Genomic DNA, 20,956 nt, shown 5'->3' on the forward strand with positions numbered 1-20,956 from the left:
TAATTTGTTTAGTCGCTATTAACGGTAGGGTATTTTGTTAGGGCTGGCAAGCCTTTTTTATTTGTGCAACCTTCTAACATTTTGGTTGCAATACTCTGTACTTTTATTATGCATTAAACAATAATTTCTAAAATATCCTTGTTTATGCCAAATCCAGTTGATAATAAAGCATATTTCATCGATAATCTGACTAATTATATTAATGCATCTAATAGTGTGATAATTGATGATGAGTTAAAAGAAATTTTATCCAATAGTGATGATGTCAATGATAATTATGATGCATTTAAATTTAATATTGGCATAAATGGGGACGAGGAAGAAAAAGATAAAGAAGGTTAAACATACAAGGAGGTATAGCCTGTGTTCATTGGAAAAAGTTTGACCAACATTAGGATACTCCATGGCTTGAGTAGAAAACAGTTGGCAGATAAAATAAGCGTTACTGAACAGGCTATTTGGCAATATGAAAATGGATACGTATCTCCAAAATTAGAAGTCGTAAACCAATTAAAAGCTATTTTTTATGTGAAATCATCATATTTTTATAAGAATGACATGCTTGATCAATCTGATAGGAACAATATTCATGTAGAAAATATTGCCTACCGTTCGGACACCATTAATTCTTTAAGTAAATCACAAAGTGAAACAATAAAGGTTAGATTTATTGATGCTTTTTTAAAAAGAATTGAAGGCAGAATAAGTTATCCAAGTAATACATTAGTAGAGTTGAGAAACGAAACGATTGATTTCTTAAAAAACCATCCAGAAATGGAAAGGAATAGCCAAATTAAATCTATTGCTAAATTAGCACGTCAGAAGATAGGTCTAAGTAAAAACTCTAATAATAATTTTCTTTTCTTGCTAGAAAAAGCAGGAGCATTTGTGTTTGAAAAGGGGATTGTCGAAAACATTGATGCTTATAGCTTATGGACAGAAGATAATAGACCATATATCATTTTAGGATCATTAAAAAAGTCTGCTGTGAGAAGAAATTTTGATTTAGCACATGAACTGGGACATTTACTTTTACACTATAAAGTGGAGTTCGCCATGCAAGACAAAAAAGAATATCGTACTCTGGAAGATGAAGCGAATTATTTTGCTTCAGAGTTTCTTTTGCCGGAAGACTTTTTTCTAGAGGACTGTAAACATATAGAAAAAAAATCTAATCCAGATTCATATCTTGATATAAAACAAAAATGGTTGGTCTCTTTACAAGCGATTGCTATAAGAGCCTTTCAATTAGGTGTTATCGATTATCAGCAATATCGATATTTTTACATGGTTATTAATAAAAAAGGTTATAAAACCAGTGAGCCATTAGATGACAGGATAAAGATTGATCGACCAACTAAGGTGAAGAGTATATTGCAGTTACTTTTCGATAGAGGATTCTATACCGTTTCTGAATTGATGGAGGAATTAAGAGTTGATCTAAGCTTCTTAAGCCTGTTGTCTGGAATAGAAGAGGAATTCTTTATTAAACACCGGCAAAGGGAAGATAAAACATTTACTGTGAATGAACTAAAAATCAAAACTAATGGGTAATTAGTTGTGTTAATAAAGGACACCAAAATAGAGTGAATCTATTGTTAGGTGTCCTTGTTGTTTCTATATGCAGACCATAGTTACAAGAAATTTTATCAAAAGGGATTCAGATCCAGTCCTTGATATGTCTCTAATTAAAGCCAAAGGAATTACAAGTATGCTAAAACAAATATAAAAAGAATATCAGTTATAATTATTCAATAATATCAATTCAACGCTGAATTTCCAAGATAGTATAAAATATTATATGTAAATAAAAACGGACATAAAGAAGGTACAATAAAATATTTAACCGGATGATTATATATGAGAGAAAAAGAGCGCATTAAAAGAATTATGTATGAATGTAGAAGTACTTTAATAAAGCACATTAGATTTACTAGTAAATCAAATATAATATTACACAAATTTTTCATGAGACCTTAAAGAACCCATATATATCAAGGGTTTAGAGAGTGTGTTATATCGCGACCACTGGTATCTTTAATTATAAACGAGTTAAATTAAAACACTCACTAATGTTGATACATCAATGTTTTTGAGTGTTTTTTGTATACAGGAAAAAGATAAAAAAGGTAGGATTTGAAATCATATTACACATTTTTTACACAAGGAATTATAGTAATATCTCTTTTAATGTATAAGTTGGTTTTTACTTATCAAGGATATGCTGAGTATTGCAGATAGAATGTATAGAAGACCTTGTAGATGCGTAGATAGCAAATTTCCTATAAACTAAAAGTTAAATTTAAAATTGTAGGAGAGTGACTTCAACATGCAATATGATGCAAAGAATCCTGAGGAATATTTGGAATTGCTTGAAGACGATTGGCGAAAAGAGAAACTGCTCGCGATCAGGCAAATGATTTTAGCTTATGCACCTGAATTGGAAGAGGTGATTCGCTATAAGATGTTGAATTATGGTAAAGACGATAACTATGTCTTTGCATTAAACGCGCAGAAACATTATGTCAGCCTCTATGTGGGTACAATAGATAAGGTAGAAAATGCAGAAACCCTATTAGCGGGCTATCATTATGGAAAAGGCTGCATTCGTGTCAAAAAATCAATAAAGATTGAAGAAACGGGATTGGAACAATTTATCCATAATTCCATTGATATGTGGCGCGCTGGTGAGGATACGGCTTGTTAATATGTAGGCATATGTTACATAAACAAATGAAACAATACATTTCATCAGAATTGATGAGGGAAGAGCAACAAACTGCACGCTCGTTACAGCTTGAAACATATCAAGAGAAAAAAGAGCATATTAAGAAATATGAATTAATTTCAAATTAGAAAAAGATCCTACTACACGGTTCCTAGATGCATCTATTGAAAGATGTGATAAAGGAACAGAAGAAACGCTCTCTATAGAATCATTCTTTTTTTTAGAACAGCCGATTGATTACCTTCAAAAACACAAGAATGAATTTCTATACTTAGAATCTAATTGGTTGGAACTAATCGGCGTTGATGCGATTTTGTTGGAAGTGAGTGATGTATTTGGAACATACGACGTCATGGAAGGAATGAAGCTGCAGAAAAAGTTTGAGATATCTCTTAAAGAAAACCTTAAAGATATATATGGATTTATTGATTTCCATCTCATACCAAGAGATAAAGGCGGCATTTTCTTATTTTTTAATAAATTGAACCCCCCTCTTACTTCCAAGCTCAAGCTTTATCGCATCTGCACAAAACATTATCACAGAAGAATGTCTATTAATTGTGTGTATTACGTAGAGAACGGTCCACCGGTATCTAATCTAAGCGCACAAATCATTAAATATTATGATTGCAAAAGGTGAGACAGGGAATAGTTCCGTGTCTTTTTTTTATACAATTAAAACCATGAATTATGGATTATATTCGTCAAAATGAATGTTTGATGTATTTTATGATCAAGATCTAGCAGAAAAGTTAGTGAAAGAAATACAGGAACAATTTTTACTTTTAGTGGGTAACTTATATGAAAAATTACTAGAGGAAAGATAATATGTTTGGACTACTGGATAGTGATATACGTTATATAAATAATGCCCTAGCCAAATTTGCTGAAATAGAATGTGGGGTAATTTTTGGAAGTCGTGCAATGGGGAATTACAAAAGAGGATCTGATATAGGCCGAGAATGTGGTGGAACCAGTTCCATCTGATTTGGCAACCTGCTTTGTAAATTTTATGTAAATAGAAAAATTACTTTGACAGATAGAGTACATTGGAATATAATTACTCTATCAGATAGAACTCTACGTGACAAAGTACTTGGGGGAAAGGAGGAACAACTTGATTAGAAGTGATATTATTCGCGGGCATCTGGATTCCATTATTTTGCGGTTAATCTTGGAAAAGGATAGATATGGCTATGAAATATCGAAGGAGATTAGTCAGCGCACTAATGAGCGATTTCAGATTAAAGAAGCAACGTTGTACGCTGTTTTTCAACGATTGGAGAAAAAAGAGTTGATTGAATCGTATTATGGTAGTGAATCGAAGGGCGGTAAAAGGAAGTATTACCGCATTACCACTCTAGGAAAAGTCTTTTTTAAAGAAACGGTTGAAGAATGGAAAGAAACGAAGGATGTTATTGATATATTTATGGAGGGATTCAATTGAAAAAGTTAACCCAGCATGTAAATGATTTGTTTAAGGACATACCAGATAGTGATCGAAAAGAGGTTATTATGCAAGAGGTTCTGCAAAACCTGGAAGAAAAGGTCTGGGACTTAATGGAACAGGGGAAAGAAGAAGAAGATGCTATAAATAAAGCAATTGTGGAATTCGGAGATATTGATGATTTAAAAAAAGAACTTGGGGTTTCAGTGGAAGTATCTGTTAAGCAAGCCAGTGTTTTAAAAAATCGGAAATTAAGCTTAGAATATTCGATTTGGGGTAGTTTGTTGATTATTGGATTGTTTGTCTTTATTAATCTGTACTATTCTCCTCAGGTGATCTGGTTTGTATATCCAACGTTTGCTGTACTATGGTGGCCCTTATCGATGTATTATAGATGGTCAAAAGTAAAAAGGGGTGAGTAACGTGAAAAAATACCAATGGGGGTTTGTTGCTTCAGGCTGTGTATTAACCATTCTGTTTTTAATCGTGGTAAATTTTTTAACAAGCGAGGAGTATCTTTGGTTTATTTATCCTACCGTTTTGCTGTTATTATTACCGCTTGGACTTTACAGCACCTTTGAGAAAAAACACATCCTGTTTTCGATTGTCGCTAGTTTCATCCTTTTAGTCTTCTTAGTAATGGAGAATTATACCAAAACACCAGGCTATCCATGGGTCTTATATGCTGCTGCACCTATTGTTCTATGGCCGATCATTTCTATTCTTGGAAAACGGAATAAAAATATGTTTGTTGCAAGCACGATAAGTATGTTATTTATTTTATATTACACTACCTTAAATATTTATTTAGCCCCAACATATCCGTGGGCCATTTTCCCAGCATTCGCAATCTTATGGTGGCCGCTTTGCCTATACCACATCAAGAAAAAAACTTATTTTACCTTTTCCTTGAATGCTGCATTATTTATCAGTCTATTCTTTATCAGTGTTAATGCGTTCTTCTCACCAAATGCTATCTGGGCTGTTTACCCGATTTTTGTCGTATTATGGTGGCCGCTCAGCATGTATTATTTCTACTATCGAAGGAAAGTTTGATTGTGCTAAATCCACAACCGTTACATCGCTTTACGCAATCAGAAAAAATTGCCGAATCGATTTTTTGGCTCGCATCTGAAAAATCATCATTCGTAGTTGGGTCAACATAGAAGTCTTTTCATGATATAATAGTAATATTTCCTTCAAATATTCTCTCGCCTTTGTCATATTGTAATTCTAATTTCTTCGCAAGCCTATGTTTCTATCTGTATTTACAGGTAGGAATTTTTTGTCGCTTATAAGGAGAAATTGACGGAAATAGGGAAAGATATATATTTAATATATTAAATAAGTTAGTCTGCTTAGTAACTTCATCTTAAGACAAGGGGTATCAGTATGAAAGCAAGTTTGAATATATTCTTTAATGACTTAAAAAATCTTAGTAAAAACTGGGTAGCCGCCATTTTGATTGGTGGATTAATCCTACTACCTTCACTTTATGCGTGGTTTAATATTGAAGCCTCTTGGGATCCATATGGCCAAACAGATCAAATTCCGATAGGCATTGTGAATGAAGATGAAGGTGCCATTGTACGTGAGCAAGAGATTCATATTGGAGAAGATTTAGTAAATACGTTGCAAGATAATAAATCGATGGATTGGCAGTTTGTAAATCGTGAAAAAGCATTGGATAAATTAGAATATGGAGATTATTTTGCAGTTATTATTATCCCAGAAAATTTTTCTGAAAGATTGGGTACAGTAATTAGTGACCAACCAGAAAAAGCCGATATAGAATACTATGTAAATGAGAAAGTTAACGCCATAGCACCTAAAATCACAGAAAAAGGTGCAAGTGTGATTGTTGAACAAATCAGCAGTAATTTTATTTCAACTGTTAATGGAATTATTTTTGATGTATTTAATGATATAGGTATAGAATTAGAGGAAAACTTGCCTGATATTGAAAAGTTTGAAGACTATATCTTTTTATTGGAAGAAAAACTACCGGAAATACATGAAATATTAGATGAAACGATTGTGGATGCAGGTCAAGCAGATAATTTAATTCATAAAGCACAAGGTTTGATTCCAAGAGTTGAAGAGGCAACAGGGAGTGGGTTGCAAACCATTGATAATACGACCGAATTTCTACAAGATGCTGAAGATCGCTTGAATGAAATTGCACCAAGGATAAACGAAGACTTAGCAAAAATTCAGAGTATGTTATCGCAAACAAATGAGTTTGTAAGCAACACAGATTCTACAACGATTGATCTAACTGATGGAAGTCAAATAAGTGATGCTTTAAATGGACAAATAGATGATACGTTACAATCAATCGACACCATTGAGGATGCACTTGTTCAACTTCAAGAGCAAAACAATGCAAACAAGGAGCAGTCTAATGAGCAAGAAAATAATTCTTTGGAAGAACCTAATAGTAACCAAGATACAATCAACAATACATTAAGCGAATTGGAAAGTATAGAACAAAACTTACGTGAATTACAGGAACAGGCAAATGCAATAGATTCCTTTATAGAAGACAAACAAACAGAAGTTGACGGGTTACTTTCTGGCATGAAGGAACGTACAGAAACGGTCAATGAACAGGTAGATGCATTTGTCAAGGAATATAAGGAAACGATAGAACCAACTGTAAAAGAAGAAGTAGCGAGTGCAAAAGAAACGTTAGCTGATGCGAGAAGTATATTGGAAGAGATACAATCAACAATACCTGACGTGGAGAATATGTTGTCACGGACGGATGATAATTTGTCAGCGGGGAAAGAGACACTCGAACATGTTAGTGGAGAATTTCCTTATGTTAATGATAAAGTGAATGAGTTAGCAGAAAGAGTACGAAATATTCAAGGCGAGACGGATATCAATGAAATTATTCAACTCTTGCAAAATGATCCAGAAGCAGAACGGGGATTTTTTGCTGAACCAGTTGTACTAAATGAAAATAAAATATTTTCCATTCCGAATTATGGAACTGGAATGACTCCATTTTATACGGTGCTAGCAATCTGGGTAGGAGGTTTGTTGTTAATTTCTTTATTATCAACAGATATACACAAAACGGAAGCCTATACAGGAAGACAAATCTATTTTGGACGATTACTCACATTTATGAGCATCGGATTTTTCCAAACGTTGATTGTAACCTTAGGGAATATCTTTTTACTTCAAGTAGAAGTAAAAGAGCCATTTTGGTTTGTTCTATTTGGGCTACTATGCAGTTCTATATTTATAATAATTGTTTATACTTTGGTATCTGTCTTTGGTGATGTAGGTAAGGCACTTGCTATCATTTTACTAGTGCTTCAAATCGCCGGTTCTGGTGGAACATATCCAGTTGTCTTACTTCCGAAATTCTTTCAAGTAATTAACCCTTTCTTACCGTTTACGTATGCAATTGACCTTATGCGTGAAGCGGTAGGGGGTATTGTTTGGGATAGGGTATTCCACGATGTATTATTTATATTGTTATTTGGATTACTGGCACTTGTCTTAGGCGTATTTCTGAAAGAAGCGATTAATAAGAGCACAAATAAGTTAAAACAGAAGTCAAAGGAATCAGGGCTTTTTCATTAGGGGATAGGGGGTTCTACTATAGGACCAACTACCGTATTCGGATATATATCAGCAAATCATGTTAAGGAAAATTTATAGAAGTGGGACAATCCACGCTGCGCTAGTTTAGTCTTGTAAGAGGGGATTATTATTATTTTTATTTGGGAAACCTTAGTACGCGATAGACTTAGAGACAGGTTCCTTGTCCGTCGATGATGATTTTTCTAAAATAAGTCAACAAATGGGTATGACCCCAGCTCTCCCGACAATACTGCAAGCACGGTTCTGAGAGGGGAGGAACACAATCCAACATTTGGAGAGGTTCCTTCCTACTCGACCTTGACCAGGTATTTATGCTAAATTTGTTGATTATGATATGATTCATGAGCAGAAAAGATTCAAAACAGGCTTATAGTTTCAAGCCTGTTTTAAATTTACTTCCTATACTCTTTCTCGGTTCCGCTAGTAAATTGGATCTCTAGTTCGATATTTTGTGCGTCTTCAGGTATGTTAAATGCCTCTGTAATTGTATTTAAAATTTCTTCCTCTGGTGTACCTTCATCAAAGGTAAAGGAAGAAAATATACTATCCAGTTCTTCCATTGCTGCATCACCGTTTAAATCGATATCTTGTGACTTATCTAGATAGGATGCTTCCATTTTGTCATTCTTTTCATTTTCATAGTCGACATCAAGAGCATCATTTGTATCTTCATAATCTGCATCAAGATCAAATTTCGTAAAACCGTATCCGGTGTTTGTGTTAGTATCTGTATCGTTAGTCGAGTTTGTGTTGTTTTCATCTGCTTGTTGCTGATCTTCATTTGTAGCGGTTTGTGGGGGATTTTCCACTTCATCATTATCACCACAAGCAACAAGTAATATCGATAAAATCATGAAACTCCCTATCCAAAATATTCTTTTTTTCATCCTGATAGCACTCCTTTATCTCTATTCAAATTTATAAGTTTTATTATTTCCAAAGTGGAAGTAGAATAAACAAAATAGAGTGACGCTACGATTGACAAAACGTTTTGTTGCCCAGTATTTGTCGAAATACCGGGCTTGAAAATGGATTTAAAAAGACCTCTCTAGAACAATTAGAGAGGTCTTTTTCTGTGTTACTTTATCCAAATTCTAAGGATTGATCAAAGTTTCTATTAATGCCTGTTTCCTATTGTGCAGTTAATCCTCCATCAACTACAAACTCGGAACCAGTACTGTAACTTGATTCATCTGAAGCAAGATATAAAACAAGGTTTGAAACTTCTTCAGGTTTTGCAACTCTTCTAGTTGGTATGTGTTTTGCAAATTCTTTAATTACATCTTTGGAATCCTCTTGAACGATCATTGGGGTTTCGATTACACCTGGGTGAACCGAATTTACACGAATACCATAATGAGCTAATCCAAGTGCAGCAGCTTTCGTCATTCCTCGTACCGCAAATTTTGTATCCGTATATCCAATCGCACCGCCAACAAGGCCATTCATGGATGAAATATTTACAATCGAACCACCATTTGCTTTTTTCATTGATGGGGTAACTGCCTTCATACCAAGAAATACAGAAACTTGATTAATGTTGATGATTCTTCTGTACTCTTCTTCCGTTATTTCTTCAATGGATTTATTCATGCTAATGCCTGCATTGTTGACCAATACATTTACAGGGCCAAATTCTTTTTCCGATTCTTCAATAACTTCATTCCAATTTGCTGCTTTTGTTACGTCAAGTTTTAAAAACTTCGCATTTTCTCCAAGTTCCTTAGCTAATGCTTGTCCTTCTTCTTCAAGAATATCTGCAATGACTACTTTAGCGCCTTCCTTTACTAACAATCGTGCATGAGAAGCGCCCATTCCACGTGCTCCTCCAGTAATAATTGCTACTTTATCATTGATACCGAATTTACCCCATTCATTTGCAGCCACACGTGATATACCACGAATGGCTTCTTTAGTTGCTGCATATGCTGCTTGTGTTTCGTGACCTTCTAATCCAGCACCAGATGCAAAATTAATTACATTTCCTTTTGATTCTTTCAAATATGGAAGTGCAGCTTTCATTAATTAAAATGTAGGATAAATCCTGTGCCAAATGACAGGTCTAAGTCAGCTTGAGTTGTTTCTTCAAATGTTACTTGTTTAGATGCATGAGCATTGTTGACTAATACATCCAGTTTCCCGTATTTTTCAGCTACTGTAGTGACAATTTGTCCAAGATTATCTCGATCCATTAAATTAGCTTGAAGGAACATGGATTTTGGAGATATTGTTTGTAGTTCTTGTTCCATTGCTTTCCCCATACCGTTGCCGATTCCACCAGCACCGCCAGTAATAATAATGACTTTATCTTGTAATTTACCCAATCTTGTCATCTCCTTTTAAAAGTGAATTTTAGGGAGAGTGACTGCTTCTGTTGCATAATTCAAACCACTCGAAAAAAATAAATGAATCTTAGCGCGCCAACGTACACTAAAGATTCAAATAATAGAATTCATTAAAGGGCTGTTAAATTTTAAAGTATCATGTTAAGATTATTCTATAAATTCAAAATTAAAAATAATCTATTTTTAGATAAGTTACTGAGATTATTAAAGGGGGTCTTCGTTTTGAATGATAGGAAGAAAAACATGGACTCTAGGACAGATAGGGATTTTTCTGTTCAATTGAAAAACAGCAATAAGTTCAATCCTAATTGGTCCAGTCAAATAAGCAAATTCCATGTTATATGTATTTATGAAAGTAAAAAATTGAATGCTGATGATACTAGATCTCAAATAGAAAGAGAAATTCCTAAATTTACAGCACTTCAAGTTTATAGTGAATTTGGTGGGACTACTACCTATATTGTTTGGGACAGTACATATCAAGAAAATAAGGAATTATTTATTGAATTGCGGTATACAGCTAGAGATGAGTTAGTCCTTAGAATCGCAAGGAATATTGTACTTTATTTGATAAAGAGATATGAAGAATATAGTGGCATGTCTGCAACTACTCATCCAAAGCTCAAGGACCGGGAGCATATTCATTTTCTTATTCAAAAGTTTTATACCAGCCTTAAGAAAAGCACCTTTCTAAAAGACAACATGGTTTGGGAAGATTTCTGTAATTTCTTTAATGAACATTTAATCGAATGGACTTTCCAAGATATGGAGTACTCTATTGGAAATGATATATTACGTAAAATGGATAAACTAGAATTAAATGAACGATTCTTAGATTTTCTTTCTAAAAACGTTAAGGAAAATAGGAAATTTCAACAGAGATTTCTAGAGATTGTTAATCATTATACGAAGGAATGGATAAATAAGATAGTAAAGATTATGGATTTAGAACAGTTATCACTACAGAAGTTTGAGTTTCTGCTTCATATTCAGTCAGACCAAGTGTATTCGGAACGATCGTTTAGGAAAAATTATCATGTCGTAAACAAAGGCAACCTTGAAGTAATGAGCAATTCCCTTTATCAATCTACTCGAGAAGCACTTTCACAAAATACTTTTGATTCCGTTCATTCATCTCCATGGCCGACCGCATTGCTTCGTAAAGGTCAACTAACTGGTTCAGTGAAAATGATGCCCTCCATAACATCGAATGAAAATGAAAGGCATTTAGCCAATATGTCTTGGAAGCAAGTAGTACAGCTTTCGGAATTAGATGTAGACGTTCTTGATGCACTATGCGCTTACTATTTAACGAATGCTAGACACTATAAAGATGTTGTAGAAATTCGCATTGATTATTTATTGTCTCTACGTGGTTTGAGACCAAAACTAGGTGGAAATGGTGGACGAGGTGGTTATGAAAAAAGCCAGCGTTATGAAATTTTGAAATCGCTTTCAAGAATACAAAGCTTATGGCTTGATATCGATCAAGTCGTTATTTATGCAAATGGGAAACCGGAGCATGTATCCCTTAAAGGAAGGATATTTGCGTTTAAAGATAAAAATAATAAGGAATACGAAATAGATGAGAAATCATTGGAGGGTAACTTATATTATACGGTCGGGGATGTATTTGAAAAATTCCTATTTGGTTCTGGAAGGCAAGTGGCTTTGTTACCAATGAAAACATTACAATACAATCCCTATAAAGAAAAGATAGAAAAGAGATTAATAAGATATCTTAGCTGGAGATGGAGAACACAAGCAAGAAAAGCGGAGTATTTTAAGCCGTATAAAATGAGCACGTTGCTAGAGGTAGTAGGCCTTGAAATCAACAAGAGGGTACCATCAAGGAGTAGAGACAGAATGGAACAGGCTTTGGATAGACTTTTAGCAGATGGGTTAATTTCATCTTGGCAGTATGAAAAATGGGAGGAAGATATTGCATCTTATAAAGGGTGGGCTCATATATGGAAGAATTCTACTTTACAAATCATGCCCTCCGAAAGAATTATAGAACAGTATCGATCCATTGAATGGAAGCGGAAGAAAAAATCTAAGGCTGAGTTAGTTTCGGTTAATCCGGAAGTAGAAATAAGAGTATTAGGTGAGCAAATAAGAAAAACACGGACCCTTTTACGTCTTTCATTACAACGGGTAGCAGAAGAATTGGAAATATCAACTTCCTATTTAAGTAATATTGAACGAGGAGCTAAAACACCATCAAGTCATGTTCAACGAAGGTTAATTACCTGGCTCCAAAAAAATTCTATATACGATTAAACGAAGAGAAGCCTCTTTATTATAGAGGCTTCTTTTAATTTGCTTTATTTTCTCTTTAAACATTCCTTCAATTACCGTAAAACCACTAAATCAATTTTTTACTTTATCGGGGTTATCCTGATGGATATTCGGGGTTATGATGTGTGGTTGTCGGGGTTATGATGCACATAAAATAAATCCCCTTGTTTCTAAACCCTTGTGCCATATGCTTTCCCCGTTAATCTTTATTCCTTTTACTTTCTAATAATATATTAATTTAAAGAAAAAAAATTACAAAGCCTTTTTTTTTACAAAAGGTAAAGTATAACTAATCAAAAAATAGATAGAGAGGTGGAAGAAATGAATTTAGATTCAAGTGTTGTAGGTCTTTCTGGAGAGGTCTTTATTTTTGATGTAGAGTTCAGACATATTCGTCAATTTGCAGATGCGATAGGTGATCCAAATCCTTTATATTCGGATAAAGCGTATGCTGAACAAACAAAATATGGCAGCGTTATTGCTCCACCTACTTTTTCTGTTGCATTTTCTGGGGAAGGTGCGGAGTTACCAATTAAGTTAGATGAGCGGAGGATGCTCCACGGGGAACAAGAATTCATCAACTATCGTCCCATTAAATTAGGGGACCGCCTGTATTGCCAAAGGAATATAAGTGACCTTTATGAGAAAGAAGGAAAAAGTGGAAAAATGCAATTCTTAGTGGTGGACACAGAAATGAAGGATGAAGGTGGACAGATGGTGGCAGTTAATAGGATGAACATTATTTATCGAGGTGAGAAGTCGTGATAGCCATAGATATGAATTCTTTACAAGAAGGGCAGGAATTGCAATCGCTTACAAAACCTGCGATTACCAAGGTTCAATTAGTAAAATATGCTGGGGCTTCTGGGGATTTTAATCCACTGCATACGGATGATGCTTTCGCACAACAAATCGGGATGGATGGAGTCATTGCTCATGGCATGCTAATTATGGGGTTTATGGGCGAGTACATGATGAACATTGCTGGAGAAATTGCTGAACCAACTAATTTTCGTATGCGATTTGGAGCGATGAGTAGGCCGGGTGATGTGATTACATGTTCAGGGAAAGTAGAAAAGGTTTTTGAAAAGGATGGAAAAAAGTTTGTAAGTATACAGCTCAGAGCACAAAAATCAACAGAAGAAGTAGTTGGAACTGGGAAGTGTGAATTAAGATTTTCCTAGAATAGGTGAGTAAAAATGGAGGGTGAATCATGTCAAAAATTACAGATCGCTACGCAATAGTCGGGGTAGGGGAAAGTGAGAGGTCCAAAAATTCTGGAGTTACCCCTTTACATCTTGCGCTAGATGCTGCAAAAGCGGCAATCTCAGATGCTGGACTTGCGGCGAAAGATATTGATGGGTTTATGAGTTATAACGAAAATGACTCCTGTACATCTCATCAGTTAGCGACGAACTTAGGGGTCCGTCCAAAATATGTAAAAGATATTTTGGGTGGTGGAAGTAGTACGGAATTATTAATAGCAGATGCCATCTCACTCATTGAATCAGGTGAATTAAATACCGTATTGATATTCCGCTCCATGAATGGCCGTTCGGGAAGTCGTATGGGCGGTGGTGGATGGGATTCGAATATGCTTCAGCAAAATATTGATGGGGGAAGTTATATTATTCCGTATGGTGCTGCAAGTCCTGGACAGTGGTTCGGTTTATTTGCAACAAGGCATATGTACGAGACTGGGATTACCCAAGAACATCTTGGCCATGTATGTGTGAGCTTCTACGAATATGCACAACGAAATCCAAAGGCCTTCTTCCATGGTAAACCGTTAACAATAGATGACTATTTGAATACACCGCATTTGAGCTATCCATTTACGAAACACGATTTCTGTCTTGAGTCAGATGAGGCAAATGCCATAATTGTTACGACAGCAGAACGTGCTAGGGATTGCAAGCAAAAGCCGGTATATGTTATGGGGATGTCTTCAAGACAGTGTCATCCACATTCCCATTATTGGTCTGATTTATCTCAAGTTGCTTCAGATTATGTTGCTCCTGAAGTCTATCGATCTGCAGGTGTAAAACCAGAAGATATTGATGTGGCATCTATATATGACTGTTTTAGCTGGGTCGTATTACGGCAATTAGAAGCATTTGGATTTGCCCCTCGTGGTGAAGTTGGTGATTTTGTTGCAGAAGGTAATCTTCGTATAGATGGGAAACTACCAACGAATACTGCAGGCGGAATGCTTTCAGAAGGATATACACATGGAATGAATAATGTTTTAGAGATTGTCAGACAGCTTAGACATCAATACGGCGCAACAGATAGGCAAGTGAATAACTGTGAAATTGGAATTAGTACTGGTTGGGCGGGGCCGGATATAGCTGGTGCAATGATTCTAAGAAACTAGTAGGAGGGAAAATCATGACTTATCAAAAACCGATACCATTGAAAAATATCGACAATGCTCCTTATTGGGACGCGGCAGATCATCATGAATTGAAACTACAAAAATGTAGCGACTGTTCGAATTATAATCATCCGCCTGGTCCTGGTTGCGCGAAATGTGGAAGTACTAATTTAACATGGGAGAATTTTGGCGGTGATGTGGAAGGAAAGGTCTATTCCTACATTATTTCTTATCGACCTTTTCTACCAGGATTTCAAAACGATATCCCATTAGTAATTGCACAAGTTGAATTAGACAATGTAAAAGATGTAAGAATTATCGCTAACATTATCGACTGTGAAGCCAAAGAAGTTGAAATAGGAAAGACTGTAAAGATGGTCTGGGAGGATATTACGGATGACAGGGCACTCCCGCAATGGAAAATAATTGAATAGAAAGGAGGCATATGAATGGATTTTTCGTTCACAAAAAAAGAAGAAAAATTTCGTCTTGAATTAAGAAATTGGTTGGAAGAAAACTTACCTACGTCTTGGCCAGAAGAAGAAGAAGCTTATATTTCCTTCCTGAAAGATTGGCAGAAGACTTTAGCAGAAGGGGGTTGGGCAGGAATTACTTGGCCAGAAAAATATGGTGGTAAAAATGCGACGTTAATGCAGGAGATTATTTATCATCAGGAAATGGTCCGTGCCGATGCTCCTCCAACTATTAATTACGTCGGGATACACATGGTTGGTCCTACATTAATGCAAATAGGGACAGAAGAACAAAAAGAACGTTACATTAAGAAGTTATTAACTGGCGAGGAAATCTGGTGTCAAGGTTACTCGGAGCCAAATGCAGGTTCTGATTTGTCCGCTATCAAAACAAGTGCGGTTAAAGATGGAGATAAATGGCTGATTAATGGTCAAAAGGTTTGGACTAGTTATGGCCATATTGCGGATCGTTGCTTCCTTTTGGCTAGAACTAGTCAGGTTCCGGGGAAAAAGCATAGGGGAATTACTGTATTTCTATTAGATATGAATCAACCAGGAGTTGAAGTGCGACCAATCGTTCAATTAGACGGTAGGCAGGAATTTAATGAAGTGTATTTGACAGATGCAGTTTGTTATGATGCGGATATTGTTGGTGAGGTGGATAAAGGCTGGCAAGTGATGATTTCTCTCATGCTTCATGAACGTGCTGGAATAGGGGCTGAGGTATTTACCCTAGAGAAACAATTTAATAATTTAGTTGCCATGACAAAAGAATACAAAGTTGACGGGGAAAGTTTAATAGAAAATGCAACTATTCGACAAAAAATGGCTGATTTATATGCTCGGTCAAGGGGAGCTATTCTTAATTATTATCGAAATCTAACCAATACACTAAAAAATGGTCAGCCCGGCGCGGAAAGTTCCATTGATAAATTGTTAGTAAGTGAACTGACAAAGGAAATGTTTGAATTTGCGGTGAGTATTCAGGGCCCTCATGGAATTCTTTGGAAGGAGGATGCTCCATTCAACTCCCAGTGGCAAGAGAAATATCTATACTCTTATGGAACAACGATTGGGGGAGGAACGAGCGAAATCCAGCGTAATACAATCGGTGAAAGGGTACTAGGATTACCTAAAGATCTGAGAGCATAGGGAAGTAGAGGTGAAAAGGATGGATTTTTCTTTAAATGAAGAACAGGAAATGTTTCGTAACTATGTGCGTAAATGTCTGAATGAAGCAGGACAAACGATGGTTGCTCGGGAATTTACCAGCGGGAATACAAGTGGATTTTTAAAATTACAAAGGAAATTAGCAGAACTTGGTTGCACCGGTATTACTATTTCAGAAGAATATGGTGGACTTGGACTTGGGGCGTTAGACCTCGTCCCAGTGCTAGAGGAATTTGGTAGAGCCGTTTTGCCTGGGTCTTATTTAGAAACAATGGCTTTCGTTGTACCGTTATTGGAGAAATATGGCACGAGGGAACAAAAGGAAACATACTTGCCGGAAATAGCAGCGGGTGAGAGGTCTTTTTCTGTAGCGTGGGTGGAGCCGAATAAAAGCTATGACCCTGATGTCATTGCGTGTCAGGCGGAAGTGAAAGGGAATTCCCTTGTCATTAATGGAGTTAAGACACTTGTTCCTGATGGAAATCATGTTGATAGTTTATTGTTAATCGTAAGAACGGCGGATAAAAGTGTTAATGGGGACGGTTTATCTTTGGTGCTTATCGATGTTAGTGAAGTGACAAATTTGAAAACGTTGTCATCATTAGATGAAACGCGAAATGTAACGGAAATAACATTTGAAAATGTGGAAGTACCGATGACACATGTGCTTGGAGAAGTTAATCAAGGATGTAGCGCATTAAAAGAAGGGTTACTGTATTTACATGCTGCCACTAGTTCTGTGCTTGTAGGAAGCATGGACCATATTGTAGAAATGTCTACTGAGTATGCCAAAATTCGTGAACAATTCGGTCAACCAATCGGACGCTTTCAAGCAATTAAACATCGCATTGTAGATATGAAACTCGATTTAGAAACAGCAAGGTCTTTAAGCCATTATGCGAATTGGGCATTAGACACGAATCAACAGGATAAAGAAGCTGCGATTTACAGTGCACGTGCTTTTGCGACAGAAGCAAACATCAGGCTTGCATCTCATAATATCCAAAATCATGGTGGAATTGGTTTTACGATGGAAATGGATTGTCATCTATTTTTGAAACGAGCAAGATTCTATGAAAATTATATGGGTTCCATTTCTCAATTTCGAGAAGACGTTTCAAAGGGGTTAAGATGGAGTGATGAAAAACCTAGTTTCCAATTAACATCTAAATGATGTTAATTGGAAACGGATATATTTTTTTAAAAGGGAAGGTAGTGGTGAAAAAATGAACAATTGGAATGATGATCGAATTTTTAATCAAGATATGCCGAGAAGTCTTGATTATCCGAATGTGGCTGTTGGTGCCGTTATGAAAGGTAGTGCAGAGCGATTCCCAGATAGAGATGCCTATATTTATCATGATCAAAGAATTAAATATAAGGAAATCTATCGTGAATCATTACGCTTTGCAAATGCCTTGCGCAGAATGGGGGTTGGAAAAGGAACCGTCATTTCCACCCATCTACCAACATGTCCACAATATATAGTAGCTTTCTATGGGATTGCGCTTAGTGGTGCAACCTATTCACCAATTAATCCATATATGCCAGAGAATGATGTCGTTTATCAATTAAATAATTCAGACACGAAGATTGTTATTACAAATGAGTCATTGGCTCATGTTATTCAAAGCACATATTCTGAAACGAAATTAGAGAAGGTTATTGTTACAGGGAATCAGGAGATGTTTACCAATAAAGATCCGATTGATATGAGCCATTATGAAGAAAACTGGTATAGTTTTGCGGAATTAAAACGGGCAAGTACAGAAGAAGAATTTGATGCAGGAATTGATCCACAAAATGACCTTATCCAAATTGCCTATACTGGTGGAACAACAGGAAGACCCAAGGGGGTAATGGTAACTCATGCAAATCTAGTAAATAGTATTCTTCAAAACACTGCTTGGGGATATGCGGCTCTACCGAAAGAATTGGATAATGGCGGGCTTATCTTAGAGGAAGTGGAAAAGGATAAAGAGAGATATTTGTCCAACTATTCTAGTTTAATAGGAACTGGAACGTTATTAAGTCCATCCCCTTTATTTCATGTTTCTGGTGTTTTTGGTTCTATTATGTATCCGATTATTTTAGGTTTCACCACTATTCTTATTGATCGTTTCATCCCTGAAAAATTTCTCGAGGATATAGAGAGATATCAAGTTACGCATATATCTGGTGCGCCTGCCATGTGGAATGTTTTGTGTCGCCATCCAGACGTGAAGAAGTATAACTTTGATTCGATAAGGAATGTTGGTTCTGGATCCGCTCCACTTATTAAGGAAGAAATGAAGTTGATAATGAAAACGTTTCCAAATGCAACTGTTGGTGAAGGCTATGGGTTAACAGAGGCAACATCAAGCGTTTCCAGTACTATACCATTCCAATCTGGTCTCCGTAAGTTAGGAAGCGTTGGTCACCCTTTATATGATACACAAGTTAAAATCGTATCAAGTGATGGGGAAAGTGAAGAGGCTTTGCCTGTTGGTAAATCGGGGGAAATTTGTGTAAAAGGTCCGCAAGTCATGAAGGGCTATTATAAGAACCCTGAAGGAACGAAGGAAGTACTAAAGGATGGCTGGTTGCATACCGGAGATATTGGGGTTTTAGATGAGGATGGATTCTTAACGGTTGTTGACAGGAAGAAAGATATGTTGATCTATAACGGATATAATGTCTATCCAACTAGATTAGAAGATTTATTATTTCAACATCCAGCTGTTGTGAATGCTGCTGTTATTGGTAAGCCTTCAGAAAGAGTAGGAGAAATTCCTAAAGCATTTGTCGTCATGAACCCAAATCACCCAGTTAGTGAAAAAGAATTAATGGAGTTCGTGAATAATCGCGTCGTACATTACTCCAAGATTAGAGAAGTTGAATTTGTCAAAGAGCTACCACTTACCCCGGCAGGGAAAATTCTTAAACGCGTTTTAAGAGATCAAGAGAAAAAGAAATTAGAGGTTACGGAAAAATAAGGGAGGTTGTTTTGGATGACGAGTAAAGTTGAAATGAAAACATTCGGTAATGTAATTGGTGGGAAGACTTCTATATCTGCTTCTGGAAGGACAATGGAAAGTATGAATCCTGCGACGGGGAAAGTATGGGCGAAAATACCATTAAGTTCAAAAGATGAGGTAGATGCAGTTGTCCAAAACTCGAAGGAAGCCTTTTCCAAATGGTCTAATCTATCAGCTAGAACCCGAGGGGATTATTTAAGAAAAATTGGTGACCTCGTGGCAGAACATGCAGATGAGTTAGCAGAACTTGAAACTACGGACAATGGCTGGGTATTAAGAGAAACGAAATATGGACTTATTCCTAGTTTAACAGAGCTTTGGTATGATGCTGCAGGTGAGGCGAACAATATTGGCAGCCAAGGAAAAACGGTACAAATGGGGCCGAACAGTTTTGGATATACCGTTAGAGAACCTTTAGGTGTTGTATTAGGAATTACTCCATGGAATTCACCACTCTTCACATTTACAATAAAAGCTGCATATGCACTTGCAGGTGGAAACACGATTGTTATTAAACCTTCCGAGCATGCGGCTGTATCTTCCTTACGATATGGTGAATTATTACAGGAAATTTTGCCACCAGGTGTAGTGAACGTTATATCTGGTTTAGGGACGGAAATCGGGGATGAACTCGTTTCACATAAAGATATTAGTAAGGTTAGTCTAACAGGTTCTATTGGTACAGCTAGAGTAATTACACATGCATCCGCACAAGACCCTAAGTCACTTATTTTTGAGCTTGGAGGCAAGTCACCAAATATTGTATTTGAAGACGCTGATTTAGATAAAACCGCAGAAGGAATCACCTTATATAGTATCTATACAGGTTCTAGTGGACAAATATGTGTAGGTGGTTCGAGAATTCTTATTCAAAGATCTATCTTCGATGACATGTTAAGTAGAATGAAGAAACTAATGACAAATAATGAAACGGTAAGATTTGGAAATCCTTTAGACCTTACAACAACGGCCGGCCCAGTTTCTAATTTAGCCCAATTTGAAAAGGTTTGTTCCTATATTAATTTAGGTTTACAAGAGGGAGGAGAAATTGTCTTTGGGGGTCGATACGGTAAGGATGCTGTTAAGAATAATGATTCAACGATAGAAAACGGCTATTGGGTAGAGCCAACGTTAATTAAAGTAGACTCAAACGCTCTTCGAATTTGTCAGGAAGAAATCTTTGGACCTGTTGCAACGGTTATTCCATTTGATACAGAAGAGGAAGCTTTAGCGATTGCTAATGATACGAATTATGGCTTAGGTGCTGGGGTATGGACAACTGATTTAGGTCGTGCACATCGCATGGTTCGTAATATTGAATCTGGAAACGTATGGGTAAATACGTATGGCCGAGTAGGTGCTGACCTTCCGTTTAGAGGGTTTAAACAAAGTGGATATGGTGAGGATTCTATCCTAGATTATACGCGTGAGAAATCGTGTGTGATTGAAATAAATTAAGAAAATGAGGGCAATTGTA

The 20,956-nt window shown here is 36.2% G+C and carries 21 protein-coding genes; 18 read left to right on the forward strand and 3 right to left on the reverse strand.

The annotated features are described in order from the left end of the window. Window positions 1–144 precede the first annotated feature (144 nt). The 9 genes from D8M05_RS16560 (at window position 145) to D8M05_RS16595 (ending at window position 7,775) form a co-directional block, all read left to right on the forward strand. Window positions 145–342, forward strand: a complete 198-nt coding sequence (locus tag D8M05_RS16560; protein WP_121133805.1) for a hypothetical protein — start codon at window positions 145–147, stop codon at window positions 340–342. A 21-nt stretch (window positions 343–363) separates the two neighbouring features. Further along, window positions 364–1,554, forward strand: a complete 1,191-nt coding sequence (locus tag D8M05_RS16565) for a spr1629 family repressor/antitoxin (protein ID WP_121133807.1) — start codon at window positions 364–366, stop codon at window positions 1,552–1,554. Window positions 1,555–2,329: 775 nt separating this feature from the next. Continuing rightward, complete coding sequence (locus tag D8M05_RS16570; RefSeq protein WP_121133809.1) at window positions 2,330–2,707, forward strand: iron chaperone; 378 nt, start codon at window positions 2,330–2,332, stop codon at window positions 2,705–2,707. Next, the gene (locus tag D8M05_RS20290) at window positions 2,701–2,856 is read left to right on the forward strand and encodes a hypothetical protein (protein WP_183072837.1); all 156 of its coding nucleotides are present in this window, start codon (window positions 2,701–2,703) and stop codon (window positions 2,854–2,856) included. The genes D8M05_RS16570 and D8M05_RS20290 overlap by 7 nt, the downstream gene beginning before the upstream one ends. Window positions 2,857–3,556: 700 nt before the next feature. Continuing rightward, complete coding sequence (locus D8M05_RS20295) at window positions 3,557–3,715, forward strand: nucleotidyltransferase domain-containing protein (RefSeq protein ID WP_183072838.1); 159 nt, start codon at window positions 3,557–3,559, stop codon at window positions 3,713–3,715. 130 nt (window positions 3,716–3,845) lie between these two features. Next, window positions 3,846–4,175: a PadR family transcriptional regulator gene (locus tag D8M05_RS16580; protein ID WP_121133811.1), complete on the forward strand. Its 330-nt coding sequence runs from the start codon at window positions 3,846–3,848 to the stop codon at window positions 4,173–4,175. Continuing rightward, window positions 4,172–4,597 carry a permease prefix domain 1-containing protein gene (locus D8M05_RS16585; RefSeq protein ID WP_121133813.1) on the forward strand — a complete coding sequence of 142 codons (426 nt, stop codon included), beginning with the start codon at window positions 4,172–4,174 and terminating at the stop codon, window positions 4,595–4,597. The genes D8M05_RS16580 and D8M05_RS16585 overlap by 4 nt, the downstream gene beginning before the upstream one ends. Window position 4,598: 1 nt before the next feature. Then, window positions 4,599–5,231 carry a hypothetical protein gene (locus tag D8M05_RS16590; protein ID WP_121133815.1) on the forward strand — a complete coding sequence of 211 codons (633 nt, stop codon included), beginning with the start codon at window positions 4,599–4,601 and terminating at the stop codon, window positions 5,229–5,231. Between the two features lie 336 nt (window positions 5,232–5,567). After that, window positions 5,568–7,775, forward strand: coding sequence for a YhgE/Pip domain-containing protein (locus D8M05_RS16595; protein ID WP_121133817.1), 2,208 nt, complete (start codon window positions 5,568–5,570; stop codon window positions 7,773–7,775). Between the two features lie 413 nt (window positions 7,776–8,188). Here D8M05_RS16595 and D8M05_RS16600 read toward each other — a convergent pair whose 3' ends face one another. The 3 genes from D8M05_RS16600 to D8M05_RS20775 form a co-directional block, all read right to left on the reverse strand. Then, window positions 8,189–8,683: a YusW family protein gene (locus D8M05_RS16600; protein ID WP_121133819.1), complete on the reverse strand. Its 495-nt coding sequence runs from the start codon at window positions 8,681–8,683 to the stop codon at window positions 8,189–8,191. Window positions 8,684–8,927: 244 nt separating this feature from the next. Beyond that, on the reverse strand, window positions 8,928–9,818 hold the full coding sequence (locus tag D8M05_RS16605; RefSeq protein WP_121133821.1) for a glucose 1-dehydrogenase: 891 nt from the start codon (window positions 9,816–9,818) through the stop codon (window positions 8,928–8,930). Beyond that, complete coding sequence (locus D8M05_RS20775; protein WP_121133823.1) at window positions 9,818–10,120, reverse strand: SDR family NAD(P)-dependent oxidoreductase; 303 nt, start codon at window positions 10,118–10,120, stop codon at window positions 9,818–9,820. Before D8M05_RS20775 ends, D8M05_RS16605 begins: the two co-directional genes overlap by 1 nt. A 243-nt stretch (window positions 10,121–10,363) precedes the next feature. Between D8M05_RS20775 and D8M05_RS16615 the strand changes: the two genes are divergently transcribed. From D8M05_RS16615 to D8M05_RS16655, 9 genes are all read left to right on the forward strand, one after another. Further along, window positions 10,364–12,424: a helix-turn-helix domain-containing protein gene (locus tag D8M05_RS16615; protein ID WP_183072839.1), complete on the forward strand. Its 2,061-nt coding sequence runs from the start codon at window positions 10,364–10,366 to the stop codon at window positions 12,422–12,424. Between the two features lie 339 nt (window positions 12,425–12,763). Next, complete coding sequence (locus D8M05_RS16620; protein WP_121133827.1) at window positions 12,764–13,207, forward strand: MaoC family dehydratase N-terminal domain-containing protein; 444 nt, start codon at window positions 12,764–12,766, stop codon at window positions 13,205–13,207. Continuing rightward, entirely contained in the window at window positions 13,204–13,626 is a 423-nt protein-coding gene (locus D8M05_RS16625; RefSeq protein ID WP_342772278.1) for a MaoC/PaaZ C-terminal domain-containing protein, read from the forward strand. Before D8M05_RS16620 ends, D8M05_RS16625 begins: the two co-directional genes overlap by 4 nt. Window positions 13,627–13,655: 29 nt before the next feature. Beyond that, the gene (locus tag D8M05_RS16630; protein ID WP_121133829.1) at window positions 13,656–14,819 is read left to right on the forward strand and encodes a thiolase C-terminal domain-containing protein; all 1,164 of its coding nucleotides are present in this window, start codon (window positions 13,656–13,658) and stop codon (window positions 14,817–14,819) included. A gap of 14 nt (window positions 14,820–14,833) precedes the next feature. Further along, window positions 14,834–15,253 (forward strand): Zn-ribbon domain-containing OB-fold protein, encoded by a 420-nt coding sequence (locus tag D8M05_RS16635; protein WP_121133831.1) that lies wholly within the window; start codon window positions 14,834–14,836, stop codon window positions 15,251–15,253. Window positions 15,254–15,268: 15 nt separating this feature from the next. Further along, on the forward strand, window positions 15,269–16,444 hold the full coding sequence (locus tag D8M05_RS16640; protein WP_121133833.1) for an acyl-CoA dehydrogenase family protein: 1,176 nt from the start codon (window positions 15,269–15,271) through the stop codon (window positions 16,442–16,444). A gap of 19 nt (window positions 16,445–16,463) precedes the next feature. After that, complete coding sequence (locus tag D8M05_RS16645) at window positions 16,464–17,636, forward strand: acyl-CoA dehydrogenase family protein (RefSeq protein ID WP_121133835.1); 1,173 nt, start codon at window positions 16,464–16,466, stop codon at window positions 17,634–17,636. Between the two features lie 52 nt (window positions 17,637–17,688). Next, window positions 17,689–19,437, forward strand: a complete 1,749-nt coding sequence (locus D8M05_RS16650; RefSeq protein WP_121133837.1) for a class I adenylate-forming enzyme family protein — start codon at window positions 17,689–17,691, stop codon at window positions 19,435–19,437. 15 nt (window positions 19,438–19,452) lie between these two features. Then, window positions 19,453–20,937 (forward strand): aldehyde dehydrogenase family protein, encoded by a 1,485-nt coding sequence (locus tag D8M05_RS16655; RefSeq protein WP_121133838.1) that lies wholly within the window; start codon window positions 19,453–19,455, stop codon window positions 20,935–20,937. Window positions 20,938–20,956 lie beyond the last annotated feature (19 nt).

It is taken from the genome of Oceanobacillus bengalensis (assembly GCF_003628445.1).
Lineage (GTDB): Bacteria > Bacillota > Bacilli > Bacillales > Amphibacillaceae > Oceanobacillus > Oceanobacillus bengalensis.

What these genes read in the sequence shown, in the direction of transcription:
- D8M05_RS16620 (WP_121133827.1), top strand. Translation starts at nt 12,764, where the DNA reads ATGAATTTAGATTCAAGTGTTGTAGGTCTTTCTGGAGAGGTCTTTATT.
- D8M05_RS20295 (WP_183072838.1), top strand. Translation starts at nt 3,557, where the DNA reads ATGTTTGGACTACTGGATAGTGATATACGTTATATAAATAATGCCCTA.
- D8M05_RS16630 (WP_121133829.1), top strand. Translation starts at nt 13,656, where the DNA reads ATGTCAAAAATTACAGATCGCTACGCAATAGTCGGGGTAGGGGAAAGT.
- D8M05_RS16605 (WP_121133821.1), bottom strand. Translation starts at nt 9,818, where the DNA reads ATGAAAGCTGCACTTCCATATTTGAAAGAATCAAAAGGAAATGTAATT.
- D8M05_RS16645 (WP_121133835.1), top strand. Translation starts at nt 16,464, where the DNA reads ATGGATTTTTCTTTAAATGAAGAACAGGAAATGTTTCGTAACTATGTG.
- D8M05_RS16560 (WP_121133805.1), top strand. Translation starts at nt 145, where the DNA reads ATGCCAAATCCAGTTGATAATAAAGCATATTTCATCGATAATCTGACT.
- D8M05_RS16600 (WP_121133819.1), bottom strand. Translation starts at nt 8,683, where the DNA reads ATGAAAAAAAGAATATTTTGGATAGGGAGTTTCATGATTTTATCGATA.
- D8M05_RS16570 (WP_121133809.1), top strand. Translation starts at nt 2,330, where the DNA reads ATGCAATATGATGCAAAGAATCCTGAGGAATATTTGGAATTGCTTGAA.
- D8M05_RS16655 (WP_121133838.1), top strand. Translation starts at nt 19,453, where the DNA reads ATGACGAGTAAAGTTGAAATGAAAACATTCGGTAATGTAATTGGTGGG.
- D8M05_RS16635 (WP_121133831.1), top strand. Translation starts at nt 14,834, where the DNA reads ATGACTTATCAAAAACCGATACCATTGAAAAATATCGACAATGCTCCT.
- D8M05_RS16595 (WP_121133817.1), top strand. Translation starts at nt 5,568, where the DNA reads ATGAAAGCAAGTTTGAATATATTCTTTAATGACTTAAAAAATCTTAGT.
- D8M05_RS16650 (WP_121133837.1), top strand. Translation starts at nt 17,689, where the DNA reads ATGAACAATTGGAATGATGATCGAATTTTTAATCAAGATATGCCGAGA.
- D8M05_RS16640 (WP_121133833.1), top strand. Translation starts at nt 15,269, where the DNA reads ATGGATTTTTCGTTCACAAAAAAAGAAGAAAAATTTCGTCTTGAATTA.